17 protein-coding genes and 1 pseudogene are annotated in these 20,604 nt (G+C 40.3%); 9 read left to right on the top strand and 9 right to left on the bottom strand.

From position 1 onward, the window contains the following. Positions 1-41 precede the first annotated feature (41 nt). A complete protein-coding gene (locus CDG62_RS09910) occupies positions 42-902 on the bottom strand; it encodes a LysR family transcriptional regulator (protein ID WP_087527077.1) in 861 nt (286 codons plus the stop codon). A 104-nt stretch (positions 903-1,006) separates the two neighbouring features. Between CDG62_RS09910 and CDG62_RS09905 the strand changes: the two genes are divergently transcribed. The 3 genes from CDG62_RS09905 (at position 1,007) to CDG62_RS09895 (ending at position 3,279) form a co-directional block, all read left to right on the top strand. Then, positions 1,007-1,219 (top strand): tautomerase family protein, encoded by a 213-nt coding sequence (locus tag CDG62_RS09905; RefSeq protein ID WP_087527076.1) that lies wholly within the window; start codon positions 1,007-1,009, stop codon positions 1,217-1,219. After that, positions 1,216-1,908, top strand: coding sequence for an aspartate/glutamate racemase family protein (locus tag CDG62_RS09900; RefSeq protein WP_087527075.1), 693 nt, complete (start codon positions 1,216-1,218; stop codon positions 1,906-1,908). The genes CDG62_RS09905 and CDG62_RS09900 overlap by 4 nt, the downstream gene beginning before the upstream one ends. A 438-nt stretch (positions 1,909-2,346) precedes the next feature. Further along, a complete protein-coding gene (locus tag CDG62_RS09895; RefSeq protein WP_087528927.1) occupies positions 2,347-3,279 on the top strand; it encodes an IS5 family transposase in 933 nt (310 codons plus the stop codon). Between the two features lie 398 nt (positions 3,280-3,677). On the opposite strand, the pseudogene CDG62_RS09890 reads toward CDG62_RS09895, so the two are convergent. The 4 genes and pseudogenes from CDG62_RS09890 to CDG62_RS09875 all read right to left on the bottom strand — a co-directional run bounded on the left by CDG62_RS09890 (position 3,678) and on the right by CDG62_RS09875 (position 7,041). Beyond that, positions 3,678-4,103, bottom strand: a pseudogene (locus CDG62_RS09890) (GlcG/HbpS family heme-binding protein). 75 nt (positions 4,104-4,178) lie between these two features. Further along, entirely contained in the window at positions 4,179-5,477 is a 1,299-nt protein-coding gene (gene hemL, locus CDG62_RS09885; protein ID WP_087528823.1) for a glutamate-1-semialdehyde 2,1-aminomutase, read from the bottom strand. A 42-nt stretch (positions 5,478-5,519) separates the two neighbouring features. After that, positions 5,520-6,140 (bottom strand): thiamine phosphate synthase, encoded by a 621-nt coding sequence (gene thiE / locus CDG62_RS09880; protein ID WP_087528824.1) that lies wholly within the window; start codon positions 6,138-6,140, stop codon positions 5,520-5,522. Between the two features lie 517 nt (positions 6,141-6,657). Beyond that, positions 6,658-7,041, bottom strand: coding sequence for a DUF962 domain-containing protein (locus CDG62_RS09875; protein WP_087528825.1), 384 nt, complete (start codon positions 7,039-7,041; stop codon positions 6,658-6,660). 285 nt (positions 7,042-7,326) lie between these two features. On the opposite strand from CDG62_RS09875, the gene CDG62_RS09870 reads away from it, so the two are divergent. Together CDG62_RS09870 and CDG62_RS09865 are read left to right on the top strand one after the other, a co-directional pair. Then, on the top strand, positions 7,327-8,787 hold the full coding sequence (locus tag CDG62_RS09870) for a CYTH domain-containing protein (protein WP_087528826.1): 1,461 nt from the start codon (positions 7,327-7,329) through the stop codon (positions 8,785-8,787). A 386-nt stretch (positions 8,788-9,173) separates the two neighbouring features. Beyond that, positions 9,174-10,634 (top strand): CHAD domain-containing protein, encoded by a 1,461-nt coding sequence (locus CDG62_RS09865; RefSeq protein WP_087528827.1) that lies wholly within the window; start codon positions 9,174-9,176, stop codon positions 10,632-10,634. A 68-nt stretch (positions 10,635-10,702) separates the two neighbouring features. Here CDG62_RS09865 and CDG62_RS09860 read toward each other — a convergent pair whose 3' ends face one another. Then, positions 10,703-11,335 carry a hypothetical protein gene (locus CDG62_RS09860; RefSeq protein WP_087528828.1) on the bottom strand — a complete coding sequence of 211 codons (633 nt, stop codon included), beginning with the start codon at positions 11,333-11,335 and terminating at the stop codon, positions 10,703-10,705. A gap of 114 nt (positions 11,336-11,449) precedes the next feature. On the opposite strand from CDG62_RS09860, the gene CDG62_RS09855 reads away from it, so the two are divergent. Next, entirely contained in the window at positions 11,450-11,845 is a 396-nt protein-coding gene (locus tag CDG62_RS09855) for a DUF3144 domain-containing protein (protein WP_087528829.1), read from the top strand. A gap of 121 nt (positions 11,846-11,966) precedes the next feature. Continuing rightward, a complete protein-coding gene (locus CDG62_RS09850; RefSeq protein ID WP_087528830.1) occupies positions 11,967-13,034 on the top strand; it encodes an amidohydrolase family protein in 1,068 nt (355 codons plus the stop codon). Between the two features lie 79 nt (positions 13,035-13,113). Here CDG62_RS09850 and CDG62_RS09845 read toward each other — a convergent pair whose 3' ends face one another. The 3 genes from CDG62_RS09845 to CDG62_RS09835 all read right to left on the bottom strand — a co-directional run bounded on the left by CDG62_RS09845 (position 13,114) and on the right by CDG62_RS09835 (position 18,406). Continuing rightward, entirely contained in the window at positions 13,114-15,891 is a 2,778-nt protein-coding gene (locus CDG62_RS09845) for a M16 family metallopeptidase (RefSeq protein WP_087528831.1), read from the bottom strand. Between the two features lie 146 nt (positions 15,892-16,037). Next, on the bottom strand, positions 16,038-16,865 hold the full coding sequence (locus tag CDG62_RS09840) for a PhzF family phenazine biosynthesis protein (RefSeq protein WP_087528832.1): 828 nt from the start codon (positions 16,863-16,865) through the stop codon (positions 16,038-16,040). Positions 16,866-17,017: 152 nt separating this feature from the next. Beyond that, on the bottom strand, positions 17,018-18,406 hold the full coding sequence (locus CDG62_RS09835; RefSeq protein ID WP_087528833.1) for an L-cystine transporter: 1,389 nt from the start codon (positions 18,404-18,406) through the stop codon (positions 17,018-17,020). Between the two features lie 160 nt (positions 18,407-18,566). Between CDG62_RS09835 and CDG62_RS09830 the strand changes: the two genes are divergently transcribed. Continuing rightward, a complete protein-coding gene (locus CDG62_RS09830; RefSeq protein WP_087528835.1) occupies positions 18,567-19,172 on the top strand; it encodes a flavin reductase family protein in 606 nt (201 codons plus the stop codon). Positions 19,173-19,280: 108 nt separating this feature from the next. After that, positions 19,281-20,483: a YbfB/YjiJ family MFS transporter gene (locus CDG62_RS09825; RefSeq protein WP_087528834.1), complete on the top strand. Its 1,203-nt coding sequence runs from the start codon at positions 19,281-19,283 to the stop codon at positions 20,481-20,483. The last annotated feature ends 121 nt before the right edge of the window (positions 20,484-20,604 follow it).

Here is a 20,604-nt window from a genome sequence, read left to right as displayed (position 1 = left end):
TCATCCAAAGCTTCATACGAGCATAAGATTAAATCAATCATTTACGTCCTATTCAGGAGGCACTTTTCTAAAGCTTGTATATTTGCAGAAATTAATTCTTTTCTCCAAATTAATTCAATCTGGATGCGTCCTAATGCTGAATCTATATAATGTACGGACAATAAATCTTGATTTGGAAAAGTATCGAACATCGCTTTGGGAATAATCGCAATCCCCATGCCCGCGGCTACACCACCTAGAATTGCGTGATAGGATGCAACCTCAGCTATTCTTTTTGGTGAGATATTAAAGGACTGATACCAGTTTAAAAGTCGATCCCGATAAGAACAACCCTCTTTAAATGCAAGAATAGTTGCACTTTCAGCATCTGAAGGCATTAAAATATTAGGATGCCCCTTAGGCGCAATAATTATAAGTTCTTCATCATAAATGAGCGAACGATTCAACAGTGGATTTTGAGGAGCATCTCCAATTAGAACAACATCTAACTCGCCACCCAATAAAGATTGATATAAGCCATCGCGTATACCTGTAACCAGTTCCAATTCAATTGCAGGATAAATCGAATATAACTGAGCTAGTGGTGCGGGTAATCTTGTTGCCGCCATACTTTCCAATGCCCCCACTCGTAAAGGCCCACAAGGTTGATCAGCTTTGATTGTATTTTCAGCTTCATACGCCAGTGCTACAATTTGCTTTGCATATTGATACAGTAATAATGCTTTGGGTGTCGCAATTAAACTTTTTTTCTCTCGAATAAAAAGTGATACTCCCAAATACGCCTCAAGCTGCTGTAAGCGAATAGTAATTGCGGAAGGTACTCGGTTTAACTTTTTTGCTGCACCAGTAATACTTCCAGTTTCAATAAGCACAATAAGCGTTTTAAGTTGGCTAATTTCCATGATTTAATAAAATTAAACGATTTACTCAATATTATTTAATTTTCTTGAAGAATAATACCCTCTAACATTTGAGATCTTAATTTTATACTGTGTAGAGAATGTCGATGCCTTTCGTAAATGTGAAAGTGACAGGTGGAAATGAAGCGCCTACAATTGAACAAAAGAAGCAGATTATTAATGGGATTACTCAGCTCTTAGTCACTGTTTTAAATAAAAATCCAGCAACAACGATGGTCATTATTGATGAAGTTGAAATGGACAATTGGGGTGTCGCGGGAAAAACCACAACAGAACGTCGACTAGAGGCTCAAAAATGAAAAAACTTGGATTAATTGGTGGTATAGGACCCGAATCGACTCTGCTTTATTATAAAAAACTGGTTTACTCCTTACAGGCAAAAGTTGGACCAACATTCTTCCCCAACTTAACAATCGAGAGCCTAAATGTATTTGAAGTTTTAGCGTTCTGTGAGCATGAAGATTTTGATGGGCTGATTTCGTACTTAATGAAAGGAATTAATAGCCTAATTGCTGGTGGTGCAGAAATTATTGCCCTAACAGGCAACACCCCTCACATTGTTTTTGATCAACTTCAAGCAAATTCGACAGTACCATTAATAAGTATTGTGGAGGCGACAAAAAAGGTAGCACAACGTCAAAATTACGCAAAAATTGGGCTATTCGGAACACAATTTACAATGCAGGCAGCGTTTTTTAAAAAGCCTTTTGTTGAATCTGGAATAAATATTGTGATGCCTCACGCGGATGAGCAGTTATTTATTGCAGACAAAATTTCTAACGAATTAGAGCATGGGATTGTTTCCGTTGAAACACAAAAACAGATGCTCCAAATTGTGCAACGAATGCATGAAGAAGATGATATTGATGCCATTATATTAGGCTGTACGGAACTGCCTTTAATATTTAAGGATACTATTTTACCGCTCCCTACTTTGGATACCTTAGAGATTCACATTCAAGAGTTAATCAACGTAATTTGTAATTAACATGTCCCCTAAAAGTGACTTCATCTAGGTTCCCAGAAAGTTCCAATTGTGCAAATAGCGATTAATGAATTTTATATGTTTACTCCTAAACCATCCATTTTATAGTGCAATAAGCATATTTAATACATCCAAGACACTGATCAGCAAGTATTTCAGGAGAATTATAGCCTTTCTGTTATATCAGATGCTTTATTTAAAAATTCAGTCAAGTAAAGAAATACTGAATTATATATTTTCTACTCTTCGCATATTGAAAAGCTTTCGTCCCTATCTATCTAACGTCTCTTTTTTATTCTGCATCTAAAATAATATAAAAAAGCCCATCAAATGAGATGGGTTTTTTATAACTGGTTTAAAGCTTACTTTTTCTTTTTAGATTTTAGAGGCTTTGTTGCACAAAGCTGTTCTTAAGGGCTTCTTCAGCAATATAATTTCCAAATGAAGAAGCCTACACACAAAATCTACCGCACAACCAATTGGCCCGCATATAACCGAGCTCTCATTAATCGTGGGAATATTGCCATTTGGTTCGATCCAAAAACACAATGGTATGCAGAACCTCAAGGCAAACAAGGTCGAAGTCAAACCTACTCCGACATAGCGATTCAATGCTGTTTGATGATCAAATCTCTATTTAGACTTACTTTACGCATGGTCACTGGCTTTGTTCAAAGCTTAATTAAACTTTGTGGATTAGATTGGACAGCACCAGATTACAGTACGCTTTGTAGAAGACAAAAGCATATTGATATTGCAATTAGTTATCAGAAAAACAGTGATGGGCTTCATCTACTCGTAGACTCTACTGGCTTAAAGTTTTTGGGCGAAGGTGAATGGAAACGTAAAAAGCATCAGTCTGAATATCGTCGCCAATGGTGTAAACTTCATATTGGTATAGATGCTAGAACCCTGCAAATACGAGCCGTTCAGCTCACGACCAACAATGTAAGTGATTCACAGGTGCTTGGGGATTTACTCAATCAGATTCCATTGGATGAGCAGATTGACTCCGTATATACCGATGGCGCTTATGACACCAAGCAATGCCGACAGGTCATTGCAGATCGGCAAGCACATGCAGTGATTCCACCTAGAAAAAATGCCAAGCCTTGGAAAGATAAAAAAGTTCATTCGCTAGAGCGAAATGAATTACTTCGCACTGTTAAACGTTTAGGCAGGACACTATGGAAAAAATGGTCGGGCTACCATCAGCGAAGTCTGGTTGAAACCAAGATGCACTGCATCAAATTATTAGGCGATAAACTCAGTGCTAGGAACTTTCAAAGCCAAGTCAACGAGGTACATGCTCGTATAGCCATTTTAAATAGATTTACAGAATTAGGCCGACCTCATACCCAAGTTGTCACTTAAATTTGAGCAACTTAGGAAAGCTCTATCTTTAAGGGCTTTATGCAACAAAGCCACTGTTAAAATACGCCTCAGAAAATATAAATGCAAATATATTGGTTGTATTTATAAAAATGAATATTATTTATTTCAAAATTATTTAATTTTTATATCACCAACCAAAATAGTCAAAATTAATGTTTTTTCGTGTAACAAAAACCACATGTAATATTTAAAATAATTTTTATTATATGTATTTTATTTTTACATATTAATATAAATATATGATTTATTTATTTTAAAAAAATCTTGTTTTAATAATCCATTTTTTATATTGTGATTTAGTTCACAACTAGAATTTTAAAATTGCTCGCATCCTTGCGAATTTTACTCAACCATATTTTGTAGCTACTTTGAAGCCCTCAAGTTTCGAAATTGAACTGTGCAAAAAATATAGAAAGTGCATGTTGCGCAATTTCAGCATCTTGAAAAGATTTTGCACCTGATACTCCGATTGCTCCAACCAATTGCCCTTCATACATAATCGGTTCGCCACCTTCGAGCATTCCCGAAAAGCTTTGCATGCTCAGGAAGCCCATCTGCCCAGATCGAATCAAGTCTTCAAATAACTTTGATGGGCGACGACTCATTGCTGAACATTTGGCTTTTTCAATACATAAATTTGCTGTCATAGGCGATGCTCCATCCATTCGCTTCATTGTCAGTAAAACTCCTGTTTCATCTACAACAGCAATACTTACATTAAGTTAATGCGTCTGAGCATAATCAAAAGCATGACTTAGTATAAATTCAGCATCTACCAACGTTAAACAATGTTTGATTTTCATTTTTCATTCCTCCAAATACCTAATACAAAAAAGCCCATCGATTAAGATGGGCTGTATAATGATAGAACTGAAAATTTACTTCATGCTGGCAAAAACATCTTTTGCGGCCTGAAGAGTAAATTCAATGTCTTCATCTGTATGTGCGGCAGAAATAAAACCTGCTTCAAATGCTGAAGGTGCAAGGTTCACGCCACGGTCTAACATACCATGGAAGAATTTACGGAATGCGTCGATATCGCACTTGAGCATCGAGTCAAAACTAGTAATGTCTTCTTGATCGGTAAAGTACAAACCAAACATACCACCTACTTGTTGTGTTTTAAATGCAATACCCGCCTCATCAGCCGCGGCTTGTAAGCCAGCAAGAAGTTTTTCTAGCTGTGTCGTCAATTTTTCATAGAAACCATCTTGGCGGAGGTGTTTAAACATCTCAATCCCTGCACGCATCGCAAGTGGATTCCCCGACAATGTTCCTGCTTGGTAAACTTTACCCAGTGGCGCAATACACTCCATCACTTCTCGTTTACCACCAAATGCACCAACAGGTAAGCCTGCACCAATAATTTTACCTAAAGTGGTTAAATCAGGAGTCACTCCATAGTGAGCTTGTGCACCACCCAATCCAACACGGAAACCAGTCATCACTTCATCGATGATAAAAACAGAACCATGTTCATCACATACATCACGAATCGCTTGTAAGAAGCCTTCGATTGGTTTGACTAAGTTCATATTCCCTGCCACAGGCTCCACAATCACCCCTGCAATCTCTGAACCAAACTTAGCAAAGCACTCTTTTAAAGTAGCAATATCGTTATATGGAAGAGTAAGTGTGTGTTTGGCGAAGTCGGCAGGAACACCTGCTGAAGTCGCTTCCCCTTCACCGCTAGTTAACAAACCTGAGCCTGCTTTTACTAACAGTGAATCTGAGTGACCGTGGTAACAGCCTTCAAATTTTACAATCTTGTCACGACCTGTGTAGCCTCGCGCAAGACGAATCGCAGTCATAGTTGCTTCAGTACCTGAATTGGTCATACGTACCAACTCAATTGACGGCATAATTTCGCAAATAATGTCGGCCAACGTCGTTTCATGTACCGTAGGTGCACCAAAACTTAAACCATCTACCGCAGCACTTTGTACAGCTTTAATAATTTCAGGATGAGCATGACCTAAAATCATTGGTCCCCATGAACCCACATAGTCTACATAGCGCTTACCATCCACATCATACAAGTATGCACCTTGTGCCTTTTCAATAAAGACAGGCGTTCCGCCTACGCTATTAAATGCACGTACAGGTGAGTTCACACCACCCGGAATATGCTTGCTTGCTTGTTTAAACAATTGTTCTTGCTTTGGAGATAAGCTCATGAAGTTACTCAACTCAAAAAATAAAAAAACATCTAAAAACGCTTAAGCTTTAGATGCAAATAAATCAGCCCACTGTTCTATACGATCAGGAATCGCAGACATTGATAGCCCTAATATATCACTAATCACCGCACAAAGGTCGGCACCCGCTTCTATCACTTCACCTGAATTTTCAACGGTTAAACCACCAATCGCACAAATCGGCACATTCAATTTGGCTTTGGCTGCCTTTAAAGTCTCCAAACCGATATTGCCTGCTTCTGGCTTGGTCTCAGTTGCGTAAATTGCACCAAAAGCGACGTACGTTGCACCTTCAGCAATTGCCTTTTCAGCTAGCTCAATCGAGTTCAAACACGTACGACCAATTACGACATCTTTTGGCAGGCGCGCGACAGCTTCGGCAACTTCGCCATCACCTTGCCCTAAATGCACACCAACACCATATTTGACTGCCATTTCTAAGTCATCGTTGATCACAAAAGGAACACGATACTCAGCGCACATCGCTTTCATATACTCGACTTCGTAAGCCTGTTCTTCTTTAGGTACTTTTTTACGGCGATACTGCAAAATGGCAACTTCACGTGTTGCCATTGCGCCTTCTAACTTAGCCAAAAGTAGCTCTAAAGGATCATCATTTGTAATTAAATATAAACCGCGCATTTAACTCTACCTTTGGGTTATGTCGTTCTATTATAAAGCTAATGGTGACTGATTCTTTAAAGTATTGGGGCTGGAGATGCTTTGTTTTGCACAAAAATCCCGCGACCAAGCTCAGACTATATAAAAATACCTATTTTCAGTGATAGTAGTCCCACCGCTTTCGCAGTTTAATGGATACACAAAGCAACAAGAATAAAATAAAAACAACAACTTTATAACAAGAATAAAAGATATGCAGCGATCTGATACGGCTTTTTAGCTTTTTAAACCAGTGGTGTTGAAACAACATCATAAAAGCTAAAAAGCCGCATATTTTATTTAAAATCCATATAAAAAAAGCCTAGAGAAGGTCGCTCTAGGCTTGGAAAACTAAAGTACTTTGCAACTCAAAGCACTTATATATAACTTGATGAAAATATAAACAACGACATCATTATTAGAACATTCATCTTGACTTTGCAACTGTTAATTTCAAGCTTTTCATAAAATTGTCATAATGAAGTCACAAAGTGCTTCACTAACTTGGAATTTTGTCCAAGGTACGATCTTGTAAACTTAAATTGCCGCGTAAAACATCGGAAAACATGCGCCAATCCGAAATAAAACTATACAAAGGCTGTTTAAAACTGGCTGGCTTATTTTTTTCAAAAACAAAATGACCTACCCATGCACAGGCGTAGCCAGAGACTAAGCCGTATATAAAATAACGTGGCTTAAGTTGAAGTATGGCTTTAGAGAAAAAGTACAGTCCAATCGAACTGCCCGTTACATGCAACCGACGACTCATGATATTACGGTGTTCTGTTAGATAAAAACGATAAAACTGGTGATAGTCCTTAATCGGCAACTGAAAATTTGGTTCAGCATCGTTTTCCTGTTTTGGTTCAACCTGAGCATTCATATTTCATCATCCTGATGGTTTTCTACCAACATAGCTGAAAATATGTAGTCTGCAAAGTGCAATTGCCTCTGGGCACGCTTCCACTAAAACAGAATTGTTTTTTGATCAATCTCTCACGGCAACTTTATTTTATTGTATCGTCAAGTCTTACATACGGTCTCTTTTTCGCTACAATCCGAGTATCTATTGATGTGCCTTTAGCGCACATAAAAACAAACTACAGATCATGCATCTAAATACATAAAGGCTTGGCACTGACTTAGTCCCTCAAATTAGGAATTTTTCATGGTTGAAATTGAATTAAAATTTCAGATTAGCGAAGCACGACGTACTGCCCTTCTTAAAGCTTTAGATCCTAAAAAATCTGAAACGATTCATCTTCAAGCCAAGTATTTTGATACGCCTGACCGCCTTTTGGCTCAACACGGCGCTGCTTTGCGTCAGCGTCTTGAAGGCACTTGCTGGATTCAAACACTCAAAGCCGCAGGTAAAAGTCATTTACACCGTTTTGAACATAATCGCAATTTGGGTGAGTTAGAGTCATCTCCTGAACTCGACCTCAGTATTTATGAAGCTATTCCAGAGGCACAACAAATTTTAACCCAAGCTTTAGGATCGGATGCGGCTGCGTTAAAGCTCACCTTTGAAACGGACATCCAACGTACCTATCGCGTTATTGAGTTTGAAGATGCTGAAATTGAAGTCTGTTTGGATGTCGGTGTGGTTCGTGCATCTGGTCGAGAACAGACCATCCATGAAGTAGAGTTTGAACTCAAATCAGGCTCTGTGCAGTCGCTTTTGGCTTTTAGTTTTGAATGGGTGAAGAAGTATCAACTGTGGTTAGATGTTCGTAGTAAAGCCGAAATGGGTAACCTACTGGCACTTGAGCAAACAGTGAGTCCAGCGCGCTTTGAAAAGCAATTTATCTTATCAAAAAAAGAAAGTGCGGCACATAACCTGAGTTTACTGATTGGTCAGCAAATGCAGCACTTACTGCCCAATATTGCCGCAATTTCGGCAGGTATTGCTGAGCAAAGCCATATTGATCAAGCACAAACCGCTTTAGAGCACTTACAATTGACCTTAGCTTTGTTTAAGGACTGGAATAGCAATATTTCTGATAAATGGGCGATGCAACTGGGCGCATTTAAGCATCAATTCGACCAACTACAGCATTTGCAACACATGCAAGATACCTTAGGTGCATTTTTACAAAATCCAACCACCACTGAAAATCTTGCCAAAGACATTTTATATGTTCAAGAAAAGCTTGGAAATTTAGTTAAATCGACGCAGAACGTCCATCATTATCTTGAGTTATTGGCCTTTAGTTTAAGTTCACATGATCAAGTGCAAAAGCAAGATTTAAAAACCTATGCACACAACACCCTGCAAAACCAATATCGACAGCTACAAGAAAGCTTAAATGCTGCGGATATTAGCCACTTTGAAAGCTTAGATGTATTGGCGCAGAAAATTAAGGAATTGAAGTTTAGCTTTCCTATTCTAACGTCAATTTATGATGTGAAAAATTTGCAGAAATACAGCAAAGCATTAAATGATGCCCAACAAGCTGCACATGAATATCAAATCTTAGCGACCTCTGCTGCGTACATTCAACAGACCGAACTTGAAGCCAGTGATTGGTTTGTTTTAGGCTGGCTCACGGCAAAACTTGAAGTCTATGCCGATAAACTTTTAGAAGCGACAGAGCAATTCTTGGTCAGCCGCAAATTCTTAAAATAACGCTCTGTATACCAAAGCAGTCATGATAATACATGACTGCTATCACCTGTCCACAAAGCTTGACAAACCGCAAAAGCAAGATAGAAAACGTGGTTGGATCTTCATACCACTAATTTATCTATAACAAAATGGCAAAAAAACAGGCTTTATATTAATTTTTATTCTTAAAAATCAAGGCGATACACCCCTACTCAATATAAAGTTATCGTCACTTCATGGCAACCATCAGTACTTATTAATCCACATACTTTTAACTTCCACCTCATTATTTTAAAAGTGACCTCTATCACACTGTTTCTGGTCTTTTAGCTTATATCTATTCAAATCCGCTCTTTTTTTATTCGATTTAGCATATAGTTAAATGCAGGTCGTTATGAGTCAGCGCTATGCAAGAGATTGAGTTTAAGTTCCAAGTTCCAGTTAAGAAGCGTAAGGCCTTACAAAAAGCTTTTACACTGCTCAAGGCTGAGCCGATTCATCTGGCAGCACAATATTTTGATACAGCTGAGCAAACTCTTGCTAAACATTGCATCGCGATTCGACGTCGTCAGGAAAATGATGAATGGAAACAAACCTTCAAAGCCGTGAACAACGCTAAAGCGCTGAGTCGATTTGAACTTGAATTTGATATAGCACCACCTGAAACAACGACTCTCGACTTACATAGCTATGATGCTTATCCTGCTGTCTATAAACAATTAAAGCGCGCTTTGGGGCTTCCACTTCCAACCCTTAAGTTGCTCTTTGAAACCAACATCCAACGTTTACGTGTTTTGCAGGATGTTGGGAACAGTACAGTTGAGATTGCACTCGATATTGGAAAAATTTTTAAAGCACAAAGCAGGGTAGATATTTTCGAGATCGAATTTGAATTAAAACAAGGCTCTATAGAGGATCTTATCGCATTTATACGGCCTTGGATTCAAAAGTATCAACTGTTGCTCGACACACACAGTAAATCTGACTATGGGCTTCTAGCTGTCCGTCAGCAAAGTTACTTTCCCGCACAGTATCAAACATCTCTTGCACTGGACAGAAGCTCAAGCGAAGTTGAGGCTCTGCAAAGCATAGTGGCTAATTGCTTACAGCACCTACTCCCTAATGCTAGTTCAATTGCGCGACAGCAATACTCTAGTGAGCATGTCCACCAAGCCCGCGTGGCAATCCGCCGATTACGTAGCGCACTGAAAAGTTTTTCTGCATGGTCGGATGCCATTCAACCGCACTGGAAAACGGGACTCACCACTATTTTTCAAGCCTTAGGTGGAACCCGCGACATTGATGCCTTAAATGAAGATTTACTTCCTCAACTGATTGAGGCAGGTTATCCATTAGACCATCTTGCGCCAAGTACAGAAGTCATCACTGATGTCTGCGCCCTATTCCAGCGACCCGAAACGACGCAACTTTGGCTTGAATTGATTTTATTTACAGAGCAACAACTAGATTCGCCTTCAAAAGCCAAACTGAAAAAGCATGCACTTAAAGTAATCCATGCTTTACACGATAAAATATGTGCACATGCCGAGCACTTTAGCCAGCTTGAGGATGAAGAAAAACACCGTATTCGCAAACAAGTCAAGCAACTGCGTTATAGCATTGAGTTTGTGGCGTCTTTACTCGACGCAAAAGCGTTAAAAACCTATTTAAAAAAACTCAAAGTAGTGCAAGAAAGCTTGGGGCACTATAATGATTTGGTGGTTGCAGACGCCTTATTTCAACAAGCTACAGAACCCAATGTTGCCTATAGTTTTGCTGCGGGCTGGATTGCTGCGGAACAAAGTAGAATGCTGAAATTGCTTGAACAACAGTTGATGCAGTTCAGTCAAACCAAAAAGTTGAAATAGACGTTTAAATCAGAACACACATCAGCAGTGAAAGGTTCTTCTAAAAGTGAATTCTGCAAGCACCTAAGTCAACGATACTTGCCGTATACTTTCCACGTGTTGTTATCTGCGAGTGGATCATTATAACTATCGCTACGCTGTTTACGTGGTTTGTCTCGCGCATCGACCAACTCAAAGTGTGCTTCGGTACTTAACACGATACCATTTACATAAAATCGGGTACGGGTATATTCACTCTGCCCATGCTGAAACACATAGGTTCTGAGGTCAATAAACTCCCTATGCGCAACCAAGGCTGCGTTATCATCGCTATCTAACCAAATGCGCATGGCTTGAATTTGCTCGGGTTCAAACTGCCCACATTTTTCGATTAAGCTTGCAATGCCACGAAAACTTTTAGACTCTTTGGCACGGGTTTTATTAATCCGAATACGATCGACATGAAAATAAAACAGCGGTAAGTTTAAATGACTAGGTAAATGAATCGCGTCCAGTACCTCATCTTCCATAAAGGGTTGGAATAAATCTTGCGCTCGCTCAATCAAACCCGTCCACTGACGGTAGTAGTCCTCGACCTCTGCTTTCGTTCCATAGTAGATCGGTAAGCCTTCAACATTGGCTAAATTTTGTGGTGGCCAAATGTTTTGACGCAATAATGCAATATCACTTTTTAAACTTTGTACCGCAATCGCGTCTTGCATGAATATTCTCTATTTTACTGCTTAGGCTATTTTTAGATTAAGGCAAAGGTTTAGTTTCTGCAAGGCTTTGCCTATAATGCAGTCTGAGTTATTTATGTATTTTAGGACAAGTTCATGGTTCAGAAGATTGAAGCAACAGATGTCACCGAAGAAGAAGCGTTGAATGCTAAATTCTTTGAACGTGCAGATGAATTTATTAAGCAAGCAAACGATTTTTGTCGCGCTGAAAAAGGTTCACAAGTGAAACCTGCTGAAATGCGTGGACAAGTCAGCGCAGCAATGTTGTTTGGTACAGCCCGTTTTAACACGTGGGTAGCAGCCAACAACTTTAAAGATGGCGACGAAATGCGTGATGCCAAAGAACAAGTGATGTCTTATATTTTGCAGCAGTTCCAAATGATGCTTGAAGACAACTATGATGAATATTGTGAACAGTTTGAAAACTATCTTCGTTTCCGTCATAACGAAGAATTTCATGCCAATAAGCATGACCACAAACACGATCACTGATCAATTAAAGCCTGCCTCGTGCAGGCTTTTTTCATTTCGTCGTATTTGAAATCAAATACAATGTTGCAATACCTCAATTTGCAGTAAGGTAATCCTGAAAGAATATAATTTAGGGAAAAACATGCAGCATTTGGACTTTGCACTCATTGATCCGCACATTCACCAGTGGGACCCCTATAACACGCCACATGCAGCGGCTTTGGCAGTCAAATTATTGGGCAAGCATCCTAAGCTCTTGGACAAAATGGTTCGTTTGGTGCAACCTAAAGATCTGATTGAAACTGTCGGTCTAACCCGTCATATCACACGTCCTTATTTGCCTCATGACTATAAACACGATACTGGCCCATACACAGTAGAACAAGTGGTACATGTCGAAGCCAGTTGGCATCACAGCAAAGGCAAAGGGGTGGTTGAGGAAACTCAGTTTATCGAGTCTTTAGCTTTTGGGGCAGATACGGTCAAATTGGGTGGCATAATCGCAACAGCTGACCCGCGTGATCGTAACTTTAAGAAGATCCTAAAATTACACCATAAAGCTTCACCACACTTTCGTGGTATTCGTAAAATGGCGTCTTTTCATGAAGACAAAGCAATCCATGCGTGGACAAATGAGCCACACTTATATCGCAATAAAAAATTTCTCAAAGGCTTCGAAGTACTGTCCCAATACAACTTGAGTTTTGATGCTTGGGTTTATTCCACACAGCTTGAAGATGTGATTTATCTGGCCAAGCAGTTCCCTGAAACCTCCATTGTGCTAGACCATTTGGGGACACCCGCAGGTTTATTTGGCCCAATTGGCGCAAATACAGGGATGACACAGACGGCACGGGAAAATATTTTCTTCCGTTGGAAAGACGACTTAGCTGAGCTTGCAAGCTGTCCAAATGTCTATACCAAAATATCGGGACTCTTCATGCCAGTATTAGGACATCGTTTTCATAAAGAAGACCGGCTGGCGTCCAAACAAGAAGTCTTTGATCTGGCACATCCCATGATTACGCATGCCCTCTCCTGTTTTGGCACCTATCGGGTGATGTTTGCCTCTAACTTTCCGATGGATTCGGTCAGTACATCATTGGTCAATATTATTGATGCCTTTAGTGATGTCGTCGCAGCCTATGACCCTGATGCTTTAGAGCGCGTATTTCACCACAATGCCAAACAGTTTTATCGGCTTGATTAGAAAACTAATTTCTAAAACCTATGACAAAAAGAACCCCCTCTATTTTGAGGGGGTTCTTTTTAGATGAGAACTGAAATTTTTACTTTTTCAACGCTGGCTGCGCTTTGCCATATTGATCAGCCATCACTTCAACCAACTGATCCAGTTTAATATATTTCTGAATTACGGCATCAACATCAGCCTTGCTAATTTTTGCTAAAGCTAAATCGCGTTGCTCACGATCCAGTAAAGTACGATTACGCTTCATTTGAGGAATCAGCATACGATGGATATTGCGACTATCTTCAAGTGCAGTCACACGCTTTTTCAAAATATCGGCCTTGGCAGCTTCAACTTCCTGTTCAGTAACGCCTTTTGCCAGTAACTCATTCAACACTTTATACACGGCTTGAGACACTTGAGCTGATTTGCCTGCGCTATAGTTTGCATCAATCGTCAGCGCTCCTGACTCCGTCCAGTCATCCAGCGAAATGCTACTGCCAAAACCATAGACCAAGGCATTCTTTTCACGTAGCTCTTGCGCCAAACGAGAGGACAACTGCGACTCACCTAAGATGTGCTCGAGTACCTGTAAAGCAGGTGCATCTGGGTGATACGTGCCAACAGGGAACGTCATAATGCTCTGATAGCTACCAAATTCACGCTGCTCTGACAGTGCATGTACTCGCTGCGCTTTATATGCCGTAAAGTCAGAAGTAATTCGCTGATAAGGCGCTGCTGAATTCCAGTTTGCAAAAGCCTGATTTAAAGTCTTTTTCATCTTTTTCGTATCAATCACACCCGTTACCGAAATTTGTGCATGATTCATTGCAAAAAATTGCTGATACAGCTGTTTAACCTGTGCTTGTGTTGCTGCTTGGTACTGCTTCTTGGCATATTCAGGTTCAAAATGATGGCGAATATCCCCAATTGGATAAGTTTCAAGTAAACGCGCAATGGTTAAAGCTGCTACAGTTTCAGGCTCCGTATAAGGTCGGTCTAGACTTGCTAAGCTTTGTGACTTAATCAAATCAAACTGGCTTTGTTCAAAAGTTGGATTTTTAAGGACATCTACAACAAAGTTAAAAAACTCATCAAACTTTTCTTTCTTCGCCACGATTGAGATATTGATGCCGTTACCATTACTTGAGGCACTTGCTCCACCGCTCGCATCAATAGAATGATCAGCAATGTCTTGCAAACTATATTGAGTTGACGCTCTGAGCAATAAATAAGAAGTCAGGTCTAATAGCTCGGCCTTATTAAACAAACTTTCTGCCGTACCAAAATCAATCGAAATGGTGGCATAGGTCTTATCATCACGTGTGGTACTCGGGTACAGCGCGTATTGCATACCATTTTTTAGCTTGCCACGCTGAATTTGTTTTTCAGCACTTTCTAAATATTGCTTTGAACTTTTTATATACTCAGCCACTTCAGCTTTATACACACTTGCATCTTTCAATGGCTCCTCAGCCACAGCTTGCTGATCTAAAGTTTTTGTAGGCGTGGTTGCTGCCGCTTGTTCAAGTGCTTTTTTTTGATCTTCTGGGGTTGGCAAAATAGTGCCTGAAATCCGATGCTCTGGGATCAAAAAGTCATCTAAGCGTTGATTGACTTGCGTAACGGTAAGCTGTTGTAACTGTTGCTGATCTTTAAAGTATTGTGTCCAATCACCATTGGCAGAGACCACATAGTCACTGAGCATGCCACCGACTGCCGTTGCACTACTGAACATGCTTTCTTGTGCATTTTTAATCATGCTTTTCACACGGTTGAGTTCAACCTCGTTGAAGCTTGGTGTTTTTTCTACCCCAGCAACCAAAGCCGACTCGACTTTTTTCACGTCATGGTTGGGGGCATAAACTGCGCCCATAAACACCATATTAAAATCTTGGTCTAACCATGTGGTTGACTGAACAGCTGTCGCCGTTCCCGTTTCTACGATGCTTTGATACAAATGCCCACTGGGTTGCATGGTATATAAATACGGTGACACCGCCAACGCAGTCTTAATGTTCTCGTTTTTACCATTCAGGTAAATATTGTATTTGGCGAAGTTACTGCCTTTTTTCACCACAAACTGGCGATCTTTAATCTTGCTGGCATCTAAGACAGGCACTTTGACTTTCGCAGGCACAGCGCGCGCTTTAATCACACTAAACTTTTCATCAATCTGCTTCAGTACAGCTGCTTGGTCAAACTTCCCTGAAATGACAAACACCGCATTATTCGGTGCATACCAGTCACGATAAAACTTATTCAGTTCAGCCATTTTGATTGACTGTAACTCGTTTAAATCACCAATCGGCAAACGCCCTAAATATTGATTACCATAAGCGGACTTCCACATCTGATCCATGAGTACCGAAAAAGGCTGATCCATACGGACTTCACGCTCGCGTTTTACAATCGCAATTTCAGACGGTACATATTTTTCTTGGAGCACCAAACCATCCATACGCTCAGCTTCAAGATGAATCAGCTCATTAATTGCATTTTGTTCAGGACGAACCACATTAATATATTTGGTTGAATAATAGTCCGTACTGGCATTATTCATTAAACCGTATTGATCTAAACGGCGCTGAAACTCGTCTCCTGGAACATTTTTAGTTCCCTTGAACGCTAAGTGTTCCAATAGATGCGCTAAACCACCCTTTCCTTTAGGATCGTTCAATGAACCAGTCAAATAGACCATATTCATATACACTTTATTTTCTTTATCGTTTGGCGCAAGAATAATGCGTAAACCGTTATCTAATTTATATTCTTCAATTTTCTGTTCCGATTTTACCAATACGGGTTGTGCCCATACTGTGCCCCCAAAGCCAAGTAGCAATACCGACAAACTCAATGTTTTAAAACGCATTAACATTATTTTTCCAAATAATTCGACAAAATATGAATGATTCTCAACATCATAGAGGAAAGTGAAATTTTTTTTATAGTAATTTGGTGAAAAACAGCATTTTAATCAATGCTTATTTTTCACCAGTAGTTTTATTTTAAGAGAATTACAACTTAATCTAAGTACAATTCAGCCGTCATATATAACTTGGCATAGCCAGAAATTTGGATCCGTGTTTCAGACTGGATATCGCAGTAAAGCAATCCTCCACGGCTCGATGCCTGATAGGCAAGCAATGAGGTTTTGCCTAACTTCTCTGCCCACAAGGGTGCAAGACCTGTATGCATCGAGCCTGTCACTGGGTCTTCATTGATGCCTTTATGTGGCGCGAAATAACGCGCGATATAATCATAATCTTGCGACGTTGAAGTCAGGGTAACATCCAAGTTCTTGGCGGTAATCGCAGTACTGACTTTATGCTTTTCTGCCATTTGACGAATTTTATCTAAGTTTGGCTTGGCATCTTTAACTGCCTGCTCAGACTCACATACTAAAATATAAGCCTGTGGATTTAAATAGACTTCTTTAATTTCACAGTCGACCAACTCATGAATTTCCCCAGGATAGTCTTCTAACTTTTGCGGTGCACGAATTGGAAAATTCATATGAATCTTGCCGTCAGCATCTTGATCAATGATAAAAATACCCAAGTCTTTTACATGAAACTGGATTCGTTTGGCATCGGTATAATCCCGAAACAGGACGAAACTACTGGCTAAAGTCGCGTGCCCACAAAAGTCCACTTCAACCTGAGGAGTGAACCAGCGAATTTCAAAGTTTTCAGCATCAATGACTTTCACAAAAGCCGTTTCTGCCAAGTTATTTTCCAAGGCAATATTCTGCATCAAATCTACTGCTAACCATTCATCACGCACAATCACAGCTGCAGGATTACCTTTGAATAATTCAGTTGTAAAGGCATCGACTTGATACATTTTCATCGTTTTTCTCCTAAATTGAGGCTTTATTTTGCAAAAATCTGGGTAAAAAAGTAGATACAGTTTTCCGTCATTTATGGATACACGCCCAATAAAAAGAAGCCTAATCATTAAGATAGGCTTCTTTTCAGTTCATAAGCGATATATTGCTCAGCTTAGACTTCTTTTAAGTCCACATTGTCTTGCTCAAAAATGCGCTTATCTGTTTGACCTAAGACTTGGCTGGTCACGACACCTGCGGTCATCGAACCATTCACATTCAAAGCTGTACGACCCATATCAATTAAAGGCTCAATTGAAATGAGCAATGCAACCAAAGTCACAGGCAAGCCCAACATTGGCAGGACAATCAGTGCTGCAAATGTTGCACCACCACCCACACCAGCCACCCCGATCGAGCTCAAGGTCACGACACAAACCAAAGTCAAAATCCAAAGTGGATCGAGTGGATTAATGCCAACTGTCGGTGCGACCATAACAGCCAACATTGCAGGATACAGCCCCGCACAGCCATTTTGCCCAATAGTCGTACCAAATGAGGCTGAAAAGCTGGCAATTGACTCAGGTACACCCAAACGTCGTGTTTGCGCTTCAATATTTAATGGAATACTGGCAGCACTTGAACGGCTAGTAAACGCAAAGGTCAGCACAGGCCAAACCTTTTTAAAGAACTGAATTGGGTTCATTCCTGTGAGCGCCAAAATCACGGCGTGCACGATAAACATAATCGCCAAGCCGATATAAGACGCAACCAAGAAGCCACCTAAGTTTAAGATGTCCGCCATTTTAGAGTTGGCCACAATATTGGTCATAAGTGCGAACACACCGTAAGGCGTGAGCATCATAATCAAACGCACCAACTTCATGACCCACGCTTGTAAGATGTCAATTGCAGACAACAGCTTTTGCCCTTTCTCAGCATCCGCTTTCATTAGATTCAAGCCTGCAATGCCTAAAAACACTGCAAAAATGACTACACTAATAATGGAGGTTGGATGTGCCCCTGTCAGCTCGGCAAAAGGATTGCTCGGAATAAATGACAGAAATAAATCAGGCACTTGCAAATCAGCCACTTGCCCGACATAGTCAGTTTGAATCGTATTTAAACGTTCAGTTTCTTGTGTCCCTTGTACCAAACCTGCCGCAGTTAAGCCAAACAGATTGGTCACCATCACACCGACAAATGCTGCAATCGCGGTGGTAAATAACAAGGTTCCAATGCTAATAAAACTAATTTTACCCAATGAACCCGCATCGTGCAGCTTGATCACAGCGCCTAGAATGGAAACAAACACCAAAGGCATTACCACCATTTGTAATAGTTTGACATAGCCTTTACCGACCACATTAAACCACTGTACCGACTCTTGCAGTACAGGCGAATGCGTACCATAAAACCCATGTAAAGCGAGACCAAAAACAATACCAAGACAGAGACCTGACAGTACTTTCTTCGCTAAACTCCAATCGGTTTTACGGGTTCGACCAAGTAAAATAAGCAATGCAATAAAAATGATGACATTGACGATTAAGGGGATATTCATATTGTTTCCCTAAATGATGCTGTCATAATTATAAATCAAAATTGAAACGGCCTTACGGTTTTGCGCCACATTCCCCACTGAATGTACAAATTTAGACTGAATCGGCAGTTTTAGAATGTGGTATAAAGCACTTAAAACGGCTGTTAAAGTGTTCTTTTACATGAATCAATCTCTGCTTAATCCTCACATTCTGTCCGTTCCTTTAGAAAAAGCATATCGGCTACTCAACCACGGACCAACCGTGCTGGTTTCCAGTCAAGATGATGAAAGCACCGATGTCATGACTGCGGCTTGGGCATGTGCCCTAGAGTTTAGCCCCGCCAAAGTAACGGTCGTCCTCGATAAATCTACGAAAACACGCAGTATCGTTGAAAAATCAGGTCTATTTGCGCTGCAAGTCCCTACACTTAAACAGTTAAAAATGGTCTATGCACTGGGCATGATCAGTCAATATGATGCTCCTGAAAAGTTGCGTCAGTGTGGGGTCGAACTGTTTCAGTTTAATCACAGCCCTACCCCAGTGGTTGAAGGCTGTAGCGCATGGATTCTGTGCGAACTCATTCCTGAACCGCATAATCAACAGCAACATGACTTATTTATTGGCAAAGTCATTGCCGCTTATGCAGATGATCGCGTTTTTAGAGATGGGCATTGGTACTACCATGAAGCCACAGAGCAATGGAAAAGCATCCATCATGTTGCAGGCGGACATTTTTATACCATTGGTGATGCAGTGGATATCAATACACTTAAAGACACTGATTAAATTGACTTCGCCTTTACTCCGCTCGACTAAAGACGAACATCACTGGATTGTTTTATTGTAAATTTCATCTTATAGTTCAAGTGTGTTTTTTAAACAAATAATCAAATAATGATGAACAGGACGTTCTCGAGCACTGTACAACTGAGTCTCTTTCTCTGCCTGAGCATGTGCTTGGGGATTGGCATCTTACGTTTTTCTTATACCGCTCTACTGCCGTCTACTCGTGAAGCCTATGAATGGTCACACAATTTCGCCAGCCTACTCGGTAGTGCCAATCTACTGGGCTATCTGATCGGCGCGTTCTGGGCGATGAAGCTGCCACAAAATGCAAAAATGCCGATCTATATCATTTTTGCTGCGCTGTTTGGTTCAATCAGCCTGTTTGCCTGTGCATTTTCACATTTTCATGAAGTTTGGTATTTGGTGTGGCGCATCATTTCAGGTATCGGCGGTGGTTTGCTGATGATTCTATCGCCCAGTATTGTGGCGCAGTGCAGTGAGTTACAGCATCGTTTTAAAATTAATCTGATTGGATTTAGCGGAATCGGGATTGGTGTATTGGCAGCCACGTTGTTTATGCCGTATTTAGATCGCATTGCTATCAGCAGCGCCTGGTTCATTCTCTGTGGCTTTGCATTTGTCTTGACATGGTTATTATGGACACTGGTTCGCCCTTTCCAAAAGCAACTGCACAGTATTCCTACGAGCCAGCCCCAAACTCATACAGTGAATAAAATTTACTATAGCTTACTCATTGTGTATGCCTGTAGCGCCTTTGCGTATATTCCCCATTCTTTGTTTTGGATTGATTATTTAAGCCATGTTTTAACGCTAAATTTATATTGGATCAATTTTAACTGGATTTTATATGGCCTAGGCAGTGCTCTAGGTGCTGCGACAGCTTATGCTTTAGCACGTAAATTTGGCAACTTTCTGGCTTTAAAGATTTTATACAGTGTCTATATTACGGCAGTTTTTATTGCAGTTCTGAGTTTTTCACCTGTATTTACGCTCCTGTCTTCATTTCTCACAGGCCTACTGAACCCTGCAGTGGTCTTTCTCACCTCCTACACCATCTTACAACTTTATGGCTTGGCCTATAAAAAACTGTGGAGTATGGCAACACTTAGCTTTGCAACGGTACAACTGGTTGGTGGTTTAAGTTTTAGTACCTTGCAGCATTTGGGTTGGTCATATCACTTTCAGTTTATGCTTGCTGCGGGAGTCCTCGGTTTAGGAACACTGCAATTGTTTTATTTTACCCGTACGACCTCTACCTCCAATCCAACCAGTAAAAAGGAGGCCTTTTAAGCCTTCATATAAAAGAAAGTCGAACAACCACTTGCGTTAGTAGGTTACATTATAGGGAGTGACCCTTGTTAAATACGTGGTGATATTTTTACTCACCTCTAAATATTACAAATGAACGGTA

The organism is Acinetobacter sp. WCHA55, from assembly GCF_002165305.2.
Taxonomy (GTDB): Bacteria; Pseudomonadota; Gammaproteobacteria; order Pseudomonadales; family Moraxellaceae; genus Acinetobacter.
Note: the sequence above shows the minus strand (reverse complement) of the source record. Positions and strands in the feature narration are given on the sequence as shown.